Consider the following 17986-nt stretch of genomic DNA (forward strand, 5'->3'; position numbering starts at 1 on the left):
AATATGGAAACCAATGGCCTTGCCGGACGTAAAGAATGGATAGGGCTTGCTGTGATAGCATTGCCCTGCATCCTTTACTCCATGGACCTCACCGTATTGAACCTTGCTGTTCCTGCTTTGAGTGCAGACCTCAAACCCAGCAGTACGGAACTACTGTGGATCATGGACATCTATGGGTTCCTGGTTGCAGGATTGCTCATTACCATGGGCACATTGGGCGACCGCGTCGGGCGCAGGAAGTTATTACTGATCGGCGCCGCTGCATTTGGCGTTGCATCTATACTGGCTGCATTTGCCAACAGTGCAGGTACCCTGATCGCTGCGCGTGCATTATTGGGTATTGCCGGCGCTACCCTCGCTCCTTCTACTTTATCACTCATCCGCAATATGTTCCATGATAACAGGCAGCGTACCATCGCTATTGGGATATGGATAGCCAGTTATTCTGCGGGTGGGGCCATCGGGCCACTCGTGGGTGGTTTTATGCTGGAGTTCTTCTGGTGGGGATCTGTATTTCTTATAGGCGTTCCCGTTATGATCCTCTTACTGATCCTGGGGCCTATGTTGCTCCCTGAATTCCGTGATCCTAATGCAGGACGGCTGGACCTTATCAGCGCGTTTTTATCCCTGGCGGCTGTATTGACTATCATTTTTGGGTTGAAGAAAATAGCAGAAAGCGGTATAGACGGGTTGTCGTTGTTATCTATCGCCATTGGTATTCTGTTATCCATTGTTTTCATCCGCCGTCAGAAGACTTTAGCACATCCCATGATAGACCTGCATCTTTTTCACTCGAAGACTTTCAGTGCAGCGCTGAGCATTTATGGGCTGGGAGGTTTCTTTCTGTTCGGGTCTTTCTTCTTCACTTCGCAGTATCTGCAACTGGTGCTCGGATTATCTGCTATGCAGGCGGGGTTATGGTTGCTGCCTACCTTCTTTGGTTTTATAGTGGGGTCTCTTTTGGTGCCTGTGTTTGTGAAAAATACCAAACCTGCTTTTGTGATGGGTGTTGGATTAGCGGTGGGTGCTGTGGGTTTTTCGATATTGTCCATGGTAGGCATAGATAGCGGGTTGAATTTTCTGATCATTGGCGGAGTGATCTATTCCTTTGGACTGGCGCCGGTGTTCACGCTTACCACTGATCTGATAATTGGTGCTGCGCCTCCGGAGAAAGCTGGGATGGCTTCTGCTATTTCAGAAACGAGTGCGGAGTTTGGTGCGGCGATGGGGATTGCGATCCTTGGTAGTATCAGTACGGCTATTTACAGAACTTCTATCAGCAATAATATACCATCTGGTGTTCCGGCGGAAGTGGCGGATACCGCTAAAGATACATTAGGCGGTGCGGTGGCAGAAGCTGCAAAACTTTCGGGGGAATTAAGTGTTCCTTTAATGGATGCTGCGAAAGAAGCTTTTGTGAATGGGCTTCATTTTACGGCTATCCTTACAGCAGTGGCTATGGCATTGCTGGCGGTTCTTGCATTTAGTCAGCTGAAACAGGCGCCTGTTGCTGTGAGGGAAGTGGAGCCGGCTGGATAAACCTGTTACTTTGCCTGAAATACTCAGGCTTATTCCTCACTATTCACGCTCATTCTTCATAAAATCTTTCCAATAAGCTCACCGCGGAGCGGCGAGCTTATTGTTTATTTTCTATTATACATTCTGTCTTTTAACATCATCATCTCTCTTCCCACTCCGCATAGAATCGTTCCAAAAAATCTTCCATAAAAGCGTGCCGCTCTGCGGCGAGCTTATTGTCTATTTCTATTATTCATTCTGTTTTTTAACATCATCATCTGCCCTCCCACTCCACGTAAAACCTTTCTAAAAATCCTCCATAAAAGCGTGCCGCCCTGCGGCGAGCTTATTGTCTATTTCTATTATTCATTCTGTTTTTTAACATCATCATCTCCCCTCCCACTCCGCATAAAACCTATCCAAAAAATCCTCCATAAAAGCATGCCGCTCCGCGGCGAGCTGTTTCCCTGTTGCTGTATTCATTCGATCTTTTAACAACAGTAACTTTTCATAAAAGTGATTGATGGTTGGTGCAGTGCTGGATTTATATTCTTCCCCTGTCATTTGCAATTGTGGTTTCACGTTAGGATCATATAACGGGCGGTTCTTGAAACCTCCGTAATTGAATGCACGCGCAATACCAATAGCTCCTAATGCATCCAGTCTGTCCGCATCCTGCACAACGGCCAGTTCCGGAGAATAGAACTCCCGTGCATTGTTTCCGCCTTTAAAAGAAATGTGCCGGATAATGTTCTCTACATGTTTTATCGTGTCCGCCGGTATAGCTAAAGTTTGCATGAAAGCCACTGCTTTTGTGGGGCCTATTTCTTCATCTCCATCGTGGAATTTTGCATCTGCAATATCATGCAGTAAGGCGGCCAGCTCCACCACCAGCAGGTCTGCTTTTTCTTTTTCGGCTATCAGCTTAGATCTCTGCCATACGCGATGAATATGCCACCAATCATGGCCACCCTCGGCCCCTTCCAGTTCTTTTTTTACAAATTGAACCGTTGCTTCTATAATATGCTCCATAACGTTAAAGCTACTAAAAAAGCACACTAATGTTACGCAAAATATGCATACATTAGTGTGTCCTTACGCCTGGCCTTTCATGAAAAAGTATTTACTCTTTCTCCTCTTCTTTTTATCCTTCCAGCCTTCCTTCAGCCAGCAGAAACAATGGTATCAATGGTATTATGGCAAAGGTGTGGGACTGGATTTCCGTACTACTGGTCCTACTATGCTCACTACCAGCGCGTTGAACCAGATGGAAGGATCTGCCTCTGTTGCAGATGATAACGGAGAATTATTATTTTATACCGATGGCGTTACAGTGTATAATAAACTGCACCAGGTAATGGTGAATGGTACCGGCCTGAAAGGTCATGCATCCAGTACACAATCTGCCCTGATAGTTCCCAAACCAGACGATAAAAATATCTATTACATTTTTACGGTGCCATGGGAAGGAGAAGTGAGTACCAGCGGTTTAACGTATTCAGAAGTGGATATACGACTGGATGGCGGTAATGGCGCTGTTACAGCTGTTAAAAATGTGCTGCTCACAACAAATTGTTATGAGAAGCTGGGCGCTGTAAAACATTGTAACAACCGGGATGTTTGGGTAACCACTTATCTGCAGACCAATAATACTTTTATCTCTTACCTCGTTACACCCGCCGGTATCAGTACAATGCCGGTTGTAAGTGGAACAGGCATGCAGATGATGCCGCTGGATCAAACCGTAGGTTACCTCCGTTACGCCCCTAACGGGCGAAAGATGGCGGCTGCTTTCTATGAACTGGGTTTCCAGATCTTCGATTTCAATAACCAAACCGGTGAATTAACGAATCCGATCACTTTCTACTCCTGGGCCTTTCCGGCTAATTATTTATCGCCATACGGCCTTGAATTCTCCCGTAACTGCCGCTCACTGTATGTGAGTTCTTCCAACTCCTGGGGCGGTGGCGGAGAAATGCTGAGCATGGACATCACTAATTTTAACAGGAATGATATCGTTGCTTCTGTAAGGCAGGTATTGCCGTGGGATGATTACAGGGAAGTGTTCAGCCTGGCCCTTGCACCAGATAACAGGATCTATGTTGCGGAAAAAATAACGGGCACTTACACCAGTGTGCTCACTGATCCTGATAACCGCGACAGGCCCGGTTACAGCGTTTATAATTTCCGTACCGGCGGCACCACACTCGGCCTTCCGAATATCATTGCCGGCGATAACACGGATAATTCCGCCATCATCAACTTAGAACCTGTTTGCAATCAACTCAGTACTGTGTATAGTTTTACCAGTCTGCTGCCGCCTGATTCTGTTCACTGGCATTTTGGCGATGGCAGCGATACCACCAGGGTACTCAGCGGCACACATCAATTCCCGGCAGAAGGGATGTACACCATCAGCCTTATCCGTTATTATCCCTGTCATACTGATACACTCTGGCAGGATCATGACATGCGGCTTCCGGTTGTACATCTGGGTAATGATACAGCAGTGTGTGCAGGGAAACCGTTAACGCTTAAAGGAGATCTGGCAGGAACAGCCTATTACTGGAGCTCCGGGCAAACTACACCGGAACTGGCTGTTACACAATCCGGCTTATATTGGCTGGAAGTAACGTACGGCGTACTGAACTGCAAAACACGCGATCAAATTTATGTTGACTTTAAACCTTACCCGGTATTAAAAGCATTGAGTGATACTTTTATCTGTGATAATATTCCCCTGCAGCTGGATGTAAGCATAGCACAACCCGGTGCATTGTATTACTGGCAACAGGTGCAACAGAGCCCCGCTACCAGCATCAGCAATTCCGGCACCTACCATGTAAGGATCTCACTGAATGGTTGTGATACGGCAACCAGTTTCCGCGTGGAGCAGGATGCGTTGCCCCGTTTCTCACTGGGCGAAAACACGAAGTTGTGTTATAATGATAAATTACTGCTGGATCAATCGCAATACAATTACCCGCAATATACCTGGCAGGATGGTTCCCATGCGCCGCAGTTCAGGGTTACGCAACCGGGAAAATACTATCTCGAAACCGCCAACCGCTGCGGCACCTATAGTGATACACTGATCATTGAAGAAGCAGACTGTGAGCCGGAGTATGTTTTTCCTACTGCTTTTTCTCCTAATAAGGATGGTGTAAATGATCTTTTAAGACCCGTATTCCGTGGAGGTCCTACGGGTTACCTGCTGCAGGTCTTTTCCCGCTGGGGCAACCTGTTGTATCGGTCAACCAATCCCCAACAGGGATGGGACGGGCGGCTGAATGGAACATTGATGCCTGCGGGCAGCTATGTATGGCATTTGCAGTACCGTACTTTAAAAACCAAGGAATTAAAGCAAAATATGGGGAGTGTGCTGCTCATCCATTAAACCGCTTGCAAATGTTATAAAATGCATCTATCTTCATGAGATAAACACCCCTTTATTTATGAGATCAATTACTTTGTTTTTAGCCCTTAGCTGTGTTATCATGGCTGTTTCCTGCCAAAAGAACAAGCAAAATCCACCAGCAGAACCTCCGGTTACCAATAAAACCACAAAGGTAAAGCTGAAGCTAACCGGTGATATCCTGCTTACCGAGTCTCCCCTGTCCAATGGCAGAAAGATCGGAGATATTTTATCCGCAGCAAGGAGTAGTTTTGGCAACAACACTTTGTATGCTGTTGGCGTGCGCAGGCAGGATGGTACTGAGCCGCTCTTTACCGGACTATTCACTCATCCTGATTCCATCTACATTGACGTACCTTCGTCCGGACAATACAATGTAAGTATCCACATCTATAAGAAAGGAACGGGTGGCGGTTTATACTATGACCTTTTGGATGGGTTCAAGTATTTTCCATTTCCTATAGGCACCGAACTGAAAAACAGGATGGATAGTGTTGTGAGGTTCCCATATCTGATGGATCAGGTAGCTTTTACAGATGTGGCCTCATTGGATTCAACCATTACCAGCTTACCATCCGTGATATATCCGGAGGTGGAATACTTCCAGGGAGATGTTGATTTTATAGGCTCTCCCTATCCGGCGCCTATTTACATTAGCATGATGAGAAGATCGTTTGGTATCCAGTTCAGAGCTACCAATTTTACAGAAGGAGAATTGTATGTTGAATTTTCACGCGGGCCAGACGCCCTGGGCGGTCCGGTATTGGCTGATCTCAGGCTAACGCCGGCTAATATCAATAGCGACTATCATATCCTGGGTTCAGATGATTTCAGAACTTCTGATAGCACTCAGCTTGTTAATGTAAAGCTGACCTTGCTAAGACCAGATGGCAGCCATTCGGTCATCATCACTAAAAACATCTATTTCAAAAGGAATGTGCTGACTAAATTGCAACTGACGTTCCCCGAATATAGCAGAGCGGGCATTGGCCTCATGATCGGTGAAACAGACTGGTCTGGTAATGAAACGATTAACCTCTAACATCGCATGAAAGACTTTTTACCCTGCCGGCAAAACCGGCAGGGTTTTTTATTGCCTGTAAAAGAGGGCAAAAATGACTAACTGCGGGGGCATTTTTGCCATAAACTATTGGTATTTTTGTCTTCAACCATGCACAAAATGCCATGAAAGAAGTCTCTTTGCTCATTTTTGAGGACGTTGTACTTTCCTCCGTTTCCGGTGTACTGGACATACTAACGCAGACCAATCGATTCCTGGAAAGCACAGGAAAAGACCCTGCATTTAAAGTAAGTCTCGTCAGCGAGACAATGAAGAATATCCAAACGAGCCTGCCCGCACAATTCTTCTGTTATAAAACCATTGATGAAGTAGCTAGTACAGACCTCATCATTGTTCCGGCCTTTCACGGAGATCCTGCAACCATGTTATCCAAAAACCGCGCAACGGTGGAGTGGTTAAAGGAAATGAATGAGATGGGCACGGAAGTGGCCAGCCTGTGCTTCGGCAGTTACTTTCTGGCAGAAGCCGGTTTGCTGAATGGTAAATCCTGCACCACACACTGGACGGCTGTAGAGGATATGGAAAGAAGATATCCCCGTGTAAAGATGTTGTTTGATAAAGTAGTAACAGATGTAGACGGGATCTATACCAGCGGCGGCGCCTTTTCTTCTCTCAATCTCATCCTTTACCTGATAGAAAAATTCTGCGGACGCGATACTGCGATATGGGCCAGCAAAATGTTTTCCATAGATCTGGACAGGATGAGCCAGAGCCACTTTGCTGTATTCCAGGGCCAGCGACAGCATGAGGATGAAGAGATACTGCGTGCGCAAACATATATCGAAGAGAATTTTCATGCACAGATCTCTGTGGAGCACGTGGCAGAGCAAACCAATATGAGCAAAAGGAATTTTATCCGGAGATTTAAAAGCGCCACGAAGAACACACCATTGGAATATTTGCAGCGGGTGAAAATAGAATCCGCGAAGAAAGCACTGGAACGAAATAACTATAGCATCCTTTCACTGATGTATGATGTGGGGTATAATGATCTGAAAACTTTCAGGACGGTATTTAAACGTATTACAGGATTAACCCCACAGGATTACAGGAGGAAATACAGCAGGGTGTAATTTAGTACTTACAATAGGGTAAGTACTTGATTAATGTGTAGAATTCGCGCAGCTTTGACAAAAATTAAATGCTCGCGAAATGAAATTCGATCAAAACAGGCTCACAAGGATAGACCAGTTCATCAACGATCATATCACACAAAATCACATTGCAGGGGCCAATGTACTGGTGATGCGAAATGGAGAGGTGGCGTATAACAAATCATTCGGTTATGCAGACCTGCCCACTAAAAGACTTACCAAAAGTGATGATATCTTCCGGATCGCTTCCTTCACCAAAGCAGTGACCAGCCTCGCCGCCATGATGCTCTGGGAAGAAGGCAAATTCCTGCTGGACGAACCGGTTTCCAAATACCTGCCTGCCTTTAAGGACATGGCAGTGGTAGATACCTTCAACCCGGAAGACAGCAGCTACACCACCAAACCCGCCAACAGGGAGATCACCATCCGCGATCTGTTCCGGCACACTTCCGGGCTCGCCTATCCCATCCCTTACCTCAGCGAGGATAAGATGGTAGCCATTTATTCAAAGGCCGGAATAAGGCTCGGAATGGGCACTACGGAGATCACCAATCTGCAGCACATGGAAATGCTGGCCAAAGTACCCTTGCTGCATCAGCCGGGAGAACACTTTACGTACGGATTGAGCACGGACCTGCTGGGATATCTTGTAGAAACCTGGAGCGGGCAATCCCTCCCGGATCTTTATCAGCAAAGGATCTTCCAGCCGCTTGAGATGAACGATACTTATTTTACGATCCCTGCCGGCAAACATCACCGCCTGGTGAGCATTCACCAGCCGATGGAAGATGGCGGTATCGCTAAAGTGGAATATCCCATCTTTGACGGGGCCGATCCCTCCTATCCCAATCAACCCAGTACTTTCTTTTCCGGTGGTGCCGGCCTTAGCGGTACAATTGAAGACTACGCCAAATTCCTGACCTTATTTTTGAACAAGGGAATATATAAAGACAAGCGCTTACTAAGCCCCAAAACAGTAGCACTTATGCTCAGTAATCAATTGCCGGAAGGCGTTACCGCATCACCTGTTCCGCAGATGACGGCTGATTTTGCATTTGGCTTAGGTTTTGCGCTGGAAACAGATAAGAATGATTATGTGCTGCCGCTTTCTTCCGGAAGCTTTAGCTGGGATGGTGCTTTTCATACACATTACTTTGCGGACCCGAAGGAACAAATGATAGGGATCATGCTTACGCAGCAGTACTTCTCTCCTTATTGGTCTCTTAGGGAAACATTCCAGAACGTGGTTTACCAGGCATTGGTGGATTAATGCTTTTGATATGCTTCAACTACGGGGGAACCATGGGGAGATAATGGGGAAACTATGGGAGACAGTAGGGAGAACTGTGGAGATGGTGTGGACTTAATGCGGAGATGGGGTGGAGATGAGGTGGACTTGCTTTTTATGCTATTTGAAGTAAAATTTAGCTGAAAGCCGCTACCAGCAATATACTACAAACTTCATGCTAATTAAAAACGGGGCCGTTACAAACAGCCCCGTTTTTTGTTATACCCTTATCATTTCCTGCATTATTGAATGATCACTTTTTTAGACTCTTTCAATTTTCCTTTTGTTACGGAGAGGATATACAATCCTTTCTTCAAACCATGCAGGCTGAGATTATGCCTGCCCTGGCCACTCTGCTGCGTCCACATCCTTTTGCGTTCATTGGTATTGAAATCGAATAATTCAAATACCACTTTGCCGGCGGATACATCTTTATCCATCTCAACAACCAATTGTCCTGAAGTAGGATTAGGAGAAACGGACATCCGGAACATAGGCCCATCGCAGGTAGCATAGGTTGTTACATCTTTCTGCGTGATCAATCCCGCGCCGCAGGCATTCTCTGCCCAGGCCATAAAAGTATAATTAGAAGGATACCAATAGAAACTAACATCCATATTCTGGCTGTAACTTCCCTGTATGGGTGAGCCTGGTCCGGTAGCAGCTTCAAACACCATGAAGTAAATATTAGTTGCTCCGGGCACCGGGCCATGGGGGCTTAATACCCAGGTATACGTATTACCTGCCAGGTAACAAAGCTGCGTTGGATCAAAGAGGGTTTCAATGGTATGTGTGAGAGCGCCGGGAGGACCTTTGTGTACATTCATTCTCCGGGTAGCAGTACCACAGCCGGTAGAAATATATACTTCCACCCATCCTGCTCCGTTAGTACCGGTTCCACTTACTGTAACGGCATTGCCTGAACCGGAGATGCTCAGATTGCTGCTGCTCGTCCAGCTATAAGTTGCGCCGGAAATATTCTGTACGGAAAAGGTAGATGGACTGCATACTTCTGCAGGGCCTGAAATAGCAGTGGATACCCAATAGGTATAATCAAATTTATAATAAGGATGATCGTTGCTGGCATGTGTCATCAAAGGCTGCCCGCCCCACTTTGATTGCCAGATACCAGGCGTAGATGTTGTGATGGCAGAGTGATCAGCAACACCCAGTGAAACCTTGCCAGGGTAGGTTTCACTGCATACCTGCACATAACTTCCATCTGTCATATAAATATCTTCGTGGGTGGTAGTGCCTACACCTATCCACCTCACCGGCCCGCCCTCTACCATGTTCCACGCATAACCGTGGCAATTAAACCTGGCAGAAGAACTATAGCCATCATTAAAATAAGAAGTTTGCACCGCATTGGGATACTGTGCAGCCACCGCAATGTCCGTGTTACCTCTGGCGGTTGAGCTTCCCTCAGCATAAATGTACGCCACTACTGAACTGCCTTTAGGTGTGGTAACATTACTTTGCGTTTGCGCAAAAGTAATTGTGGGCAGCAGGAATATATAAAACCAGTAAATCTTTTTCATAGAAGGATCTGTTTCAGGGTGAAGGATAGTTTAGTCGATCTGTTTCCTGGTTTGCAGGATCACACTTTTTGAAGCAGCAGGAGATATAAAAGCACCTTTGTTCAGGGCACTGTCATCACTCCTTTTGCTGATGCGATATGCAGCCCAGGCGGAGGAACCGAGGTTCATCTCTCCATAAAACTCCTTCAGCCTTTCCTTCTGCTCATACTTTGACACCAATGCCTCCAGCACAACCTTCCGTCGGCCTGCATCCAGCTTATTGGTTACTTCCGGTTGCGCCAGGATCATTTCCAGGAAACTGACCTTAAATGAGAAGATGGCCCTGTCGTATTTACCTTCCAGCGATGTTACTGAGTCCATTCTTAATTGCGCATACCTTTCTACTGATACGGTCATCAGGTCTTTGCGGGATAACAGTTCAGGCAAAGCCGCGAAATTAGTCTTCAGCATATCCATACCATCCTGCAGGGTATTAAAGAAAAAAAGGTCCATGCTGAGCGGATAATCCAGCACGGCTTCCAGCAAAGCGGGGGTGCTGAGCTGCTTTGCAACTGCAGCCGGGATCTGGCTGGCCTCTACCCTTTCTTTGTGGCTCTTCATCACTTTCCAGTTATCAGTGCCGGGCTTAATTGGGTAGTCAAACTTTTGTTGCGCCAATAGCCATAGGGGCAACAGGAATAAGCATAATGTGACGGGGATCTTTTTCATTGGAGAAGGGTTTTGAGTTAAGGGATTTTCGGGATCGGGTATAACTACAGTAATTTAAACTTATCCTGATAGATATCAAAATAAAAAGCCTCCCGATGCAACACCGGGAGGCTTTTTAGCTGATTATCAACTAACTGAACTGTCCTACTTTATAATGTCCGGCAACGGAGCCAAATGATATATTCAAACGGTTCCAGGTATTGCTCTGTGAAATATCCAGTGTGAGCAATGCAATCTCCTGTTTGGTAAAATGTTTGAGCAATTCTTCATGAAGATGTTCATGATCACCATTATCCGGCAAACGGGTCAAGGCTTCTGCAAAAGCCAGTGCAGCCTGTTCCTTTGGCGTGTAATAAGTGGTTTCCCTCCAGGCGGGTAAAGAGATCAGGCGGATCGGATCTTCTCCTGCATGTACTGCTTCTTTGTAGTGCATATCCAGGCAATACGCACAACCATTGATCTGGGAGATCCGGGTAGCCAGGAGTTCATGCAGTTTCCTGTCCAATCCGGATTTGTAGATATACGCCTGCAGTTTGAGCAAGGCCGGGAAAAGCCCTTCGGGTATTTCCTGATAAGCAATTCTTTCCATCTTTTTTATATAAAGAGTGATCTCACGTTTAAAACGTGACAGCTTTCTTTACTTTTTTTGGAGAGATTGGAGCTTATCCGGATTCCGGATGAAATAGACCCGGTCTACCAGCCCATTCTTAAAGGTGAATACCTGGCAGGTGGCGAGCCTGTCTCCTTCGTAAATGAACAATGCGGGCTGGTGATTAATAATACCCTGCTCAATTTTTGCCATCCGGAAGAATTTGTTGTACAATCCAAACAGCATGCTCATGCCATTTTTCAAACCATGAACCGGGTTGAGTACAGCAGTGGCTTTCCCGCCGCCATCGGACGTGAGCACAATGTCCTGATTCAGTAATTGTTCCAGGCGTTTGGTATCGCCGGCGGCCATTACGGTGAGGTATTTGTTGAGGTAATCAGCAGGGATGCTACTGTCCTTTACCGTGGCCAGTGTGGCTAATTGTTGTTTGGCGCGACTTAATATCTTTCTCGAATATTCTACCGTGATGCCCAATACATCGGCAATCTCTGCGTGGTCATATTCAAATGCTTCCTTCAGGATGAAAACGGCTCTTTGTTTAGGGTCCAGTTTATCCAGGAGTACCATGAGGGAGTAACTGAGTATATCCTTCCGGTTTACCATGGCGTCTGCATGCTCCGTTGCTACGGGTTCGGGCAGCCATTCGCCATGGTAAGCGGAAAGCATTTTTTGTTGTTTCTTTTTCCGGTTGATAGCGAGATTGATCACCATCCGCACGAGGTAGGCTTTCTTATTTTCGATCTTCTCTCCATCCACCTGCATAAATTGCAGGTAAGTATCCTGTACAATGTCTTTTGCTTCTTCCAGTGAGCCTGTTACATTATAGGCATATGTGGTCAGTAATGGTCGTAACGATTCCATCCTGCTAATTTATACAATTAGCATCATTTCATCAGCGACTGTAACTGTGCAATGGACAATTCCACTTTCGGCGCAAATGCTTTAGTGGCCATATATTGTTCCAGGCTGTAGCGAAGCTGCCTTGCAGCAGGTCTTCCTTCCAGGTTGTGCGTGAGGTCCATCGAAGTGAGGATCAGTTTTCCCTTGCCTACTTTCGCTTCTATCACATTGGACATTTTCCTGTTCTTAAAGAAATTATCTATTACCCGTACCAATGGTGTCAGCTCCGGCAGTGAGTCAATGACCATGGTTTTGGAAGATGTGATGAGGTCCCACCACTGCCAGTTGCTGTAAAACTCCGTAGGGAAATGTCTAAATGCAGGATGTGCAGGATCACATAAGATGCCCATGGTGCCTGGTTGGTCAGGGAAATGCACAGGGCTCCAGAACACTGGTGCAAAACGGCCTTGCACCCCTTTGAGAGCTGCTGTATCCGGGTTGAGCAGTATACTTTTTCCCTGTTCCAATAGCGGCAAAGCTTCTTCCAGTGTTTTTGCAATGGTGGTATTGGTGGTTATTTTTTCCGGATATACCCAGATGGTCCACTCATTCTTATAACCGGCTACGTTAAGATGAATAGTGACGGCTGTTGCTACTGTGATCTTTTGCAGATCAAATGTAACACTGCCCTCTCCTGTTGCGAGTTGTTTGCCGGATGCATCATTCGCCGTCCAGGTAATAGTGCTGTTCTTTAATTCTACATTGCTGAAATTAGCTATTTCTACCGCGCCTTTGAATTGTTCATTGTTGGTGTACACTGCTTTATCAAATCGCAAAAGCGGCACTACGGGGCCACAATAGGTACGATGTGTTTCGGCTGACACCAGTCCCTTGCTATCCCAGAAAGCATCCAGGATACCGATCAATGCGGTGCCCTGACCGGGGAAATCATGCAGGTCCAGCAACTGAAAGCCACTGAGGCCTTTTGTTTTTAAAGCACGTTCTATTTCTTCCTTGTAAAGATTGGCAGCAAATTTACCACTGGCCAGCAGGAATTGTTTCGCTAATGGAAGCAGCCCTTTTTTGTCCAGGTCTTTGCGGATAGCTTTAAAGTTGATCGGATCTAATACGCCGGTGTATTTCTTTATTTCTTCCATGTTCGGAAACACGGAATACTGGCCTATTTCATGCGTGATCACCGGAACGGGGATACTGTCTATCGCTTTTGTATAATCAGTGGAAAAATTAGGCGCATAGGTATTAAAGATGCCCTGGCCGCGTACCCATCCTTTCTTGGTGTATTGTGTGATAAAAAATTCGTCTACCGGTTCAGGGAAACGGCCGTGATCTTTCTGGAAAGAAAAAGTAGTGCTGCTGTATAAATGGCGGGGATCTTCTTTCTTCAATGTGGTGAGCAATTGCGCCAGCCATGTAAAATCGCCTTCCAGTTCGTTACCCATAGACCAGAAACAGAAAGAAGGATGATTGCCATAATTGGCGATGATCTTTTGGCCTTCTGCTGCCAGCCATTTATCCATAGGATCATCCTTTCCGGCATTCTTATTCCAGAAAGGCAATTCCACCTGCAGATAGAAACCCATAGAATCTGCTACTTCAAAAGCTGCTTCGGGCGGACACCAGGAATGGAAGCGCAAATGATTCAGGCCATATGCTTTTGCTGCGCTGAACACCTTTAGCCATCCGGGTTTGGTCATTGGCGGATAACCTGTTAAAGGAAAGATATTACATTCCAGTGTACCTCTTAAAAAGATGCGCCGGCCATTGAGCTGTAATAAACCGTTTTCAGTGGAAAGCTGCCGCATACCAAATGTGGTACTGGCTGTTTCTCCATTCACCTGTACAGTTACTTTATAGAGGTTAGGAGAAAATTCATCCCAGAGCGCTGCATTGTTGCCCATTGGCACCTCCAGTTCTGTTAGTGCTCCGGTAGTTGGGATCTCTTTCTCAAAGGAAAATTGTTTGCCCGTAATTTTTACTTTTAAACGATTGCCGTTTTCTGTGGAAATTTTTATCCTGGCTGTTTTATTCTGTACATCAGGGTACACCTGGATGGCTGTTTTGTTATTGGCGATCAGCTTTATCTGCCCGATGATCCCGTTCCACATGATCTGCGTGCCATTGGTATAAGCATGCGCCATATCGCGTGTGCTCATATCATATAACTTCCTGTTATCTATCCTGATCTCCAGTTTATGTTTGCCGGGCGTTAGCAATTGGCTTAAGGGGAAACGGTGCGGTGCGATCAGGCTTTCTTCGGTAATACCAGCTTCCTTTCCATCTACCCATACCTGTGATTTCCAAATCACCCGTTCGAGGAACAGTTCGATATTTTTCCCTTTCCAACTGGCAGGGATCACGACCTCCCTGCTATACCATGCCGGGCCGATATAGGAATGTTTACGCGTGAGCATCAGCAATGTTTCCTTATTCAGCGAATCCGCTGTTAAGGTAGTGGCATTGCCCACACCCGCATTATCCAGTGTTCCGGGCAGTTTGATCTTAGACCATTGTCCTCCTTCATCTAATTTATATTTCCATTCTCCTTCCAGTGAAATAGTTTGTGCCTTTGCCTGCAGCATGCAGCACAATGCCAATAAAATGAAACTAACGCGCATGTAAAAGATGTTGTTCCTGCAATTGCCGGATCATTGATAAATGTGTTTGTGCACCAAAGTGCATATCCTGTTCCAATACCTGTGTAAATGCTGCTGTAGCTTTATCATACTCCTGCAATCCCAGCCAGCCCAGTCCCATCATATAGGTGCAATGTAGCGTGTTCCTCAGTTTTCCATCGTCTTCAAAGATCAGCAGGTCTGGCAGGGAAACGGCAAAGTAATCGATCTTCACGTCATCATGCAAATGTGTTTCCCCATACTTTACCAGTGACCGGAAGATAATATTCGCTTTCTCCTGATCTCCTAATGCGGCCCATGCCAACCCCTGGTAAAGGATCTTATCAGGTGGCTGATCATTATAGAACATCGCGGCGGAGGGTTCCGATAATCCTTCCGTGGCTTTTTCCAGGTACCCCTTTGACAGCTCTCCTTCATATGCCATGCCCAGCCAGTAAAATATATCATTTTCCTGTGCCCCGAACAGTTTGCCTTCCCCTAATGCATCCGGGTATTCCTGCGCCATTTTCAATTTCCTGATGGCTGCTTCATAATCCTTATCCTGGATATGCTGCCGCGCCATGCCGGTGAGGCTGCAGAGATATTGCCCGGAGACTTTTCCTTCTCCTCCTTCCCATGGATGGAATTTCCGCTGCATGATCAGGTCAAATGCTTTTTCAAATTGCCCCATGAAATTATAGATGGCTGCCCTTTCGAGATACACGTCATCCCGCCAGTTCACCAGTTTAAGATGGTTTTCCAGCTGCAATAAACGGCTTTCAGGATCTTTATGCAGCCGTTTGTATAGCTGGTCCAGTTCCATTAATACCCGCGCATCTGTTGGGTCCAGTGAAAAGGCTTTTTCAAAATAATAAAGTGCTTTCGTTTTATTTTGCCTTTTATTGAAACATGCTATGCCCAGGTTCCTGAATACCGTGGGGAACGTATTATCCCTGATGGCAGACAGTTCCCACATCTCCATGGCTTCTGCATACTGGCGTTTATCATACCAGAGGCAGCCCAGGTAATAGGGCGCTTTAGCGTCTTCATTGTTAAGCGTCATAGCCAGTTTCAATACGGCCACGTCTTCTATCCTGTTCGGAAAACATAAGGCAGGATCTGCTTTGGCACCCTGTTTAAAGAAGAAAAGCGCCTGATCTGTGTTACCGGCCTTGTAATGAAACCATCCCAGGTAATATGCATGCATGGGACCTCCTTTCACAAGGCTCAGCAGTTCAACCGCTTCTTTGTACAAACCTGCGGATGCATAATCGATGGCATATTCAATGAAACTATGTTCGTCTTCGCGGCCTAGCTTTATTAAGGTATTCAGTTCTTTTAGTTCTGCATACAACGTGAGGTTAAAGATATCCCGGCGTAACGCTTCTTTGCATACTTCCTTTGTGTCTTTCCCCAATAAACGCAGGATCATGGCTTTCAGGGCCCAGGCTTTACTGTTACGTGCATTCCTGTCCAGCGACCATTCTATCTGTTCCAGCGCTTCTGCATAATTGCCTTTCGCGGTGCTCAGCTGTGCAAGAGAGAAATAACTGCTATCCTGCCAGGCGCTGTTCCAGGTAGCTTTATAGAACATCTCATATGCTTCTTCTACCCTGCCCTGTAATTGCAGGCAAAGGCCCAGGTTATACAACGGCTCTCCGTTGTATGGATTGGGATTGCGCTGTGTGAGTGTTTCAATGGCTTTACGGAAATAGGCTTCGCTTTTCTCTACATTACCTCTTCTCAAATACCATGCTCCCAATGCATTATTGCAACGCAGATCTTTGGGATCACGGCGTAATGCTTCTTCATAATAATCCACGGGGTTATAGGTAGCGTGACGGTACTGTTCCAGATGCAAACCCGTCAGGAAAAGCTGCTCGTTGTTCTCTACGGCTTTTGGCTCCAGTGCGGCCATTGCTGGCTGAGGGATCTCATTTTTCCGGTTGGCAGCTGGTTCATAGCGTAGCAATTCTTTTCCGTGGCGATCTTTTAATATCACCAGTAATTCTTCTTCTTTCGCTAGTATGGATTTTTGATAAATGGCTTCAGGAGATACGTTTATTTTTTCAGAGAAAAGTAATGTTTGATTGATATACACTTCCAGCGTGATGCCGGTTTGAATGCCGGTGGCAAATACTTTTATTGCTGTATCGCTGGCGTAGATCAATAAATCTTTGCTGGCGTTTTTAACAATGCCCAGTTCCCTGTAAGGCATGAAGTATTGCGAAAATGACTTTTCCTCATAAGGCATCAGCCAGCTGAAATCCGGTTGGTTATCTGTGAAAACCCCCGTCATCAATTCTATATACGGGCCATCTTCATCCGTGAGGTTCTTATCCCATGCTTTGCCGAAATCGCTGTGTCCCCATGTCCATTGCTTTTTGCCGGGGGAGATATGGTGATTGGCCACATGCAGTAAACCTGCCTGTGTATCATTCTCATATCCTCCTACAAAATCATAATCTGAACGGATAGCCATATACGAAGTAGGCACGGGGATATTTTTGTACCGGGAAATATCTGTGCCCGGTGCATAATCTACTTTATAATAAGTACCGGTAGCGATCGGGAAAGTGGACACATCCCGTTTGCCATGATCAAACACAGCATTCACATCCGGCGGAAATACGGATTGATAATCATCGTTCACTTTCACGGCCGGATTGGCCCACCACAGAAACGTCTGCGGCAATGCAGTGCGGTTATAGAGTTTGCCTTTAATTTCAAGGTAAGCTTTATCCGGATGTAAAGTAAAACCTGCCATACCTTTGGTATGGAACATCTTCTCCACCTCATTCACCCATACCGTCTTACTGCCATCAGGGTTCTCTTCCATGGCATAATCCACCGGCTCAAAAGTGCTGGGGCGATGATGCTGGGGCCAGTTAAATTCTATACCACCGGAGATCCATGGCCCACACAATCCAACCAGGGCGGGTTTGATCACCTGGTTGTAGTAAATGAAATGCCGCTGCCCTACTTTATCATAAGCCATCTGTATACGGCCACCTAATTGCGGCAGCACCATGATCTTCAGGTAACGGTTCTCCAGGAATACGGCTGTGTACACCTCATCCTTCTTTTCATCAAAGATCTTTTCTATTACCGGGTTAGGATAAACAACGCCACTACTGCCCTGATACACACGCTTTTCAAAGAACATCGGGTTTTTGTCGGGTTTACCAATGCTATAAGTTGGGATACTGATCTTTTCCTCCCAAACCTGCACCAAAGAATCACTACTCATGTCTGTAT

General features: G+C 46.1%; 12 protein-coding genes. 5 read left to right on the forward strand and 7 right to left on the reverse strand.

Features of this window, described 5'->3' with window-relative positions; translation table 11 throughout:
- The first annotated feature begins 3 nt into the window (after positions 1–3).
- On the forward strand, positions 4–1539 hold the full coding sequence (locus tag GFS24_RS06075) for an MFS transporter (protein WP_153658689.1): 1536 nt from the start codon (positions 4–6) through the stop codon (positions 1537–1539).
- Positions 1540–1905: 366 nt separating this feature from the next.
- Here the strand turns inward: GFS24_RS06075 and GFS24_RS06080 are convergent, their stop codons facing one another.
- Positions 1906–2550, reverse strand: coding sequence for an HD domain-containing protein (locus GFS24_RS06080; RefSeq protein ID WP_153658690.1), 645 nt, complete (start codon positions 2548–2550; stop codon positions 1906–1908).
- A gap of 79 nt (positions 2551–2629) precedes the next feature.
- Here GFS24_RS06080 and GFS24_RS06085 point away from each other — a divergent pair, with 79 nt between their 5' ends.
- The 4 genes from GFS24_RS06085 (at position 2630) to GFS24_RS06100 (ending at position 8378) form a co-directional block, all read left to right on the forward strand.
- Positions 2630–4915 (forward strand): gliding motility-associated C-terminal domain-containing protein, encoded by a 2286-nt coding sequence (locus tag GFS24_RS06085; RefSeq protein WP_173002982.1) that lies wholly within the window; start codon positions 2630–2632, stop codon positions 4913–4915.
- Between the two features lie 100 nt (positions 4916–5015).
- Positions 5016–5975 (forward strand): hypothetical protein, encoded by a 960-nt coding sequence (locus GFS24_RS06090; RefSeq protein WP_173002983.1) that lies wholly within the window; start codon positions 5016–5018, stop codon positions 5973–5975.
- A 143-nt stretch (positions 5976–6118) separates the two neighbouring features.
- On the forward strand, positions 6119–7087 hold the full coding sequence (locus tag GFS24_RS06095; protein ID WP_153658693.1) for a GlxA family transcriptional regulator: 969 nt from the start codon (positions 6119–6121) through the stop codon (positions 7085–7087).
- A 79-nt stretch (positions 7088–7166) separates the two neighbouring features.
- The gene (locus GFS24_RS06100; RefSeq protein ID WP_153658694.1) at positions 7167–8378 is read left to right on the forward strand and encodes a serine hydrolase; all 1212 of its coding nucleotides are present in this window, start codon (positions 7167–7169) and stop codon (positions 8376–8378) included.
- A 260-nt stretch (positions 8379–8638) separates the two neighbouring features.
- Here GFS24_RS06100 and GFS24_RS06105 read toward each other — a convergent pair whose 3' ends face one another.
- From GFS24_RS06105 to GFS24_RS06130, 6 genes are all read right to left on the reverse strand, one after another.
- Positions 8639–9937, reverse strand: coding sequence for a T9SS type A sorting domain-containing protein (locus tag GFS24_RS06105; protein ID WP_153658695.1), 1299 nt, complete (start codon positions 9935–9937; stop codon positions 8639–8641).
- Between the two features lie 30 nt (positions 9938–9967).
- Entirely contained in the window at positions 9968–10645 is a 678-nt protein-coding gene (locus tag GFS24_RS06110) for a hypothetical protein (protein WP_153658696.1), read from the reverse strand.
- Between the two features lie 130 nt (positions 10646–10775).
- Positions 10776–11234, reverse strand: a complete 459-nt coding sequence (locus GFS24_RS06115; protein WP_153658697.1) for a carboxymuconolactone decarboxylase family protein — start codon at positions 11232–11234, stop codon at positions 10776–10778.
- Positions 11235–11282: 48 nt separating this feature from the next.
- On the reverse strand, positions 11283–12116 hold the full coding sequence (locus GFS24_RS06120) for a sigma-70 family RNA polymerase sigma factor (protein WP_153658698.1): 834 nt from the start codon (positions 12114–12116) through the stop codon (positions 11283–11285).
- A 23-nt stretch (positions 12117–12139) separates the two neighbouring features.
- Positions 12140–14731 carry a glycoside hydrolase family 2 protein gene (locus GFS24_RS06125; RefSeq protein ID WP_153658699.1) on the reverse strand — a complete coding sequence of 864 codons (2592 nt, stop codon included), beginning with the start codon at positions 14729–14731 and terminating at the stop codon, positions 12140–12142.
- Positions 14721–17978 carry a DUF5107 domain-containing protein gene (locus tag GFS24_RS06130; RefSeq protein WP_173002984.1) on the reverse strand — a complete coding sequence of 1086 codons (3258 nt, stop codon included), beginning with the start codon at positions 17976–17978 and terminating at the stop codon, positions 14721–14723. Before GFS24_RS06130 ends, GFS24_RS06125 begins: the two co-directional genes overlap by 11 nt.
- Positions 17979–17986: the final 8 nt, after the last annotated feature.

The organism is Chitinophaga sp. SYP-B3965, assembly GCF_009647655.1.
Classification (GTDB): domain Bacteria; phylum Bacteroidota; class Bacteroidia; order Chitinophagales; family Chitinophagaceae; genus Chitinophaga.

What these genes read in the sequence shown, in the direction of transcription:
- GFS24_RS06105 (WP_153658695.1), bottom strand. Translation starts at nt 9,937, where the DNA reads ATGAAAAAGATTTACTGGTTTTATATATTCCTGCTGCCCACAATTACT.
- GFS24_RS06100 (WP_153658694.1), top strand. Translation starts at nt 7,167, where the DNA reads ATGAAATTCGATCAAAACAGGCTCACAAGGATAGACCAGTTCATCAAC.
- GFS24_RS06115 (WP_153658697.1), bottom strand. Translation starts at nt 11,234, where the DNA reads ATGGAAAGAATTGCTTATCAGGAAATACCCGAAGGGCTTTTCCCGGCC.
- GFS24_RS06080 (WP_153658690.1), bottom strand. Translation starts at nt 2,550, where the DNA reads ATGGAGCATATTATAGAAGCAACGGTTCAATTTGTAAAAAAAGAACTG.
- GFS24_RS06085 (WP_173002982.1), top strand. Translation starts at nt 2,630, where the DNA reads ATGAAAAAGTATTTACTCTTTCTCCTCTTCTTTTTATCCTTCCAGCCT.
- GFS24_RS06090 (WP_173002983.1), top strand. Translation starts at nt 5,016, where the DNA reads ATGGCTGTTTCCTGCCAAAAGAACAAGCAAAATCCACCAGCAGAACCT.
- GFS24_RS06110 (WP_153658696.1), bottom strand. Translation starts at nt 10,645, where the DNA reads ATGAAAAAGATCCCCGTCACATTATGCTTATTCCTGTTGCCCCTATGG.
- GFS24_RS06095 (WP_153658693.1), top strand. Translation starts at nt 6,119, where the DNA reads ATGAAAGAAGTCTCTTTGCTCATTTTTGAGGACGTTGTACTTTCCTCC.
- GFS24_RS06125 (WP_153658699.1), bottom strand. Translation starts at nt 14,731, where the DNA reads ATGCGCGTTAGTTTCATTTTATTGGCATTGTGCTGCATGCTGCAGGCA.
- GFS24_RS06130 (WP_173002984.1), bottom strand. Translation starts at nt 17,978, where the DNA reads ATGAGTAGTGATTCTTTGGTGCAGGTTTGGGAGGAAAAGATCAGTATC.
- GFS24_RS06075 (WP_153658689.1), top strand. Translation starts at nt 4, where the DNA reads ATGGAAACCAATGGCCTTGCCGGACGTAAAGAATGGATAGGGCTTGCT.
- GFS24_RS06120 (WP_153658698.1), bottom strand. Translation starts at nt 12,116, where the DNA reads ATGGAATCGTTACGACCATTACTGACCACATATGCCTATAATGTAACA.